The sequence below is a fragment of the Gordonia effusa NBRC 100432 genome (genome assembly GCF_000241305.1).
In the GTDB taxonomy this organism is placed as follows: Bacteria; Actinomycetota; Actinomycetes; order Mycobacteriales; family Mycobacteriaceae; genus Gordonia; species Gordonia effusa.
Window position 1 is genome coordinate 1 of record NZ_BAEH01000074.1, and the last position, 2,252, is coordinate 2,252.

A 2,252-nucleotide genomic window follows, 5' to 3' on the forward strand; every position below is an offset into this window, starting at 1 on the left:
AGAATGTCGCCGGGACGGCGATCAACTTCTTTGCCGCGCAGGGACGGCACAATGCAAAACGTGCAGGTGTTATTGCATCCGACCGACACCGACACCCAGCCCGAATACGCCGAGTCCCGCTTGGCCGGCAGCGTCGACGGAAATTGCTCAAGCGACTCCAAGATTTCGACCTGCGCCTGCGCGTTGTGCCGCGCACGGTCTAACAACGCCGGCAGCGATCCGATGTTGTGCGTACCGAATACGACGTCGACATACGGCGCCTTCGACAGCACCTTGTCTTTGTCCTTCTGAGCCAGGCAACCGCCGACCGCGATCTGCATATCGGGGCGGTCTTGCTTCTGCGGCGCGAGGTGAGAGAGGTTGCCGTAGAGCTTGTTGTCCGCGTTTTCGCGGACCGCACAGGTGTTGAATACCACCAGATCGGGTTCGTCGCCGTCGGCGGCGGCCACATAACCCGCGTCTTCCAGCAGACCCGAGATCCGCTCAGAGTCGTGGACATTCATCTGGCACCCATAGGTGCGCACCTGATAGCGGCGCGGCGCGGACAACTGGCTACTCACTTATCCCAGGGTACGTGAGCAAACCAAATCGAATCCGGCCGCAACCCGGTCGCGCTTCGTCGTGCGGCAGATGAGGCGAATGTAAACATTGCGGTGCCAACCTCCGCGTTGCGTGCGTTGCCGGGCCGCCCGCGCAGTAGTGTGACCAGATATGACCGCTTCGCCCACCGACGACACCACAGTCAAGGCCGCCGACGGCCCACCGAAATCAATGATCTCGATGCGAAATGTGCAGAAGCACTTCGGATCACTGCACGTACTCAAAGACATCAACCTGGAAGTCCCCGCCGGGCAGGTCGTTGTGGTCCTTGGCCCCTCCGGCTCGGGCAAGTCGACGCTCTGCCGCACCATCAATCGCCTGGAACCCATTGACAGCGGCGACATCTCGATCGATGGCCGGCGACTCCCAGCCGAGGGACGTGACCTCGCTAAACTGCGCGCCGATGTTGGCATGGTCTTCCAGTCCTTTAACCTGTTCGCGCACAAGACAATTCTGGAGAATGTCACTCTGGCACCGATCAAGGTGCGTCGAAAGTCCAAGGCGGACGCGGAGAAACGCGGCTACCAGCTTCTCGAACGCGTCGGCATCGCAACGCAGAAGGACAAGTACCCCGCTCAGTTATCGGGCGGGCAGCAGCAACGAGTCGCCATCGCGCGGTCGCTCGCGATGGAACCGAGCGTCATGCTCTTCGACGAGCCGACGTCGGCGCTCGACCCGGAGATGGTCAACGAAGTACTCGACGTCATGGTGTCGCTGGCCAAGGAAGGCATGACGATGCTCGTCGTCACGCACGAGATGGGGTTTGCGCGCAAGGCCGCCGATCGGATCATCTTCATGGCCGATGGCGCGATCGTCGAAGATACCGATCCCGAAAGCTTCTTCACCCAGCCGAAGTCGGAGCGTGCTCGCGACTTCTTGTCCAAGATCCTGGACCACTGATGCGGGCACGGAAATCACCGCGCGCAGCGGCGATCGCCGCCTGTCTGGTGATCATGGCCCTGGGCGGTGCGTTGCTGTCGGCTTGTGGCAGCACCGAGCCGCGTAATCTCCTCGAATCCATCCGAAATGGTTCGGTTATTCTCGGCACCAAATACGACCAGCCTGGCCTCGGCCAGCGCAATCCCGATAAGTCGGTGACCGGCTTCGACCCGGCCGTGTCGACATATGTCGTCAACTACATCGCCGACCAGTTGAAGGTTCCACACCCCAAGATCACCTGGCGCGAGACACCGTCGGCGCAACGCGAAACACTGATCGACAACGGCGAGGTGGATATGATCGCCGCGACGTATTCGATCAACGCCGCGCGGTCGAAGAAAGTCGACTTCGCTGGGCCGTATCTGATCAATTACCAGGGGCTTCTGGTCCGCTCCGACGACGAGTCGATCAAGACACTCACTGACCTGGAAAAAGGCAAAAAGCTCTGCTCAGTGACCGGCTCAACCCCGGCTCAGAACGTCAAGAAGCAGCTTCCCGGTGTGCAGCTTCAGGAGTACGACTCCTATTCCTCATGCGTCGAAGGTCTACGTCGCGGCAAGGTCGACGCCCTGACGACGGACGAAGTGATTCTGGCTGGCTACGCGAAGTTCTGGGAAGGCGAATTCAAGTTGGTCGATATGACCTATCCGAATGCGTATTGCGGGTCGAAGGACTACGAAGGCAAAACGGTCGACAACTACATCAAAGCCGGC

Annotated in this window: 2 protein-coding genes and 1 pseudogene; 2 read left to right on the plus strand and 1 reads right to left on the minus strand. The window is 60.3% G+C overall.

The window, feature by feature from the left end; all coding sequences use genetic code 11:
* Positions 1-503, minus strand: a pseudogene (locus tag GOEFS_RS13170) (tRNA (N6-isopentenyl adenosine(37)-C2)-methylthiotransferase MiaB); the annotation flags it as partial.
* Between the two features lie 268 nt (positions 504-771).
* Between GOEFS_RS13170 and GOEFS_RS13175 the strand changes: the two are divergent.
* Both GOEFS_RS13175 and GOEFS_RS13180 read left to right on the plus strand, forming a co-directional pair.
* Positions 772-1,500 (plus strand): amino acid ABC transporter ATP-binding protein, encoded by a 729-nt coding sequence (locus GOEFS_RS13175; RefSeq protein WP_170323174.1) that lies wholly within the window; start codon positions 772-774, stop codon positions 1,498-1,500.
* Positions 1,501-1,553: 53 nt separating this feature from the next.
* On the plus strand, positions 1,554-2,252 hold a 699-nt coding region (locus tag GOEFS_RS13180; protein ID WP_280985275.1), incomplete at its 3' end, for a transporter substrate-binding domain-containing protein.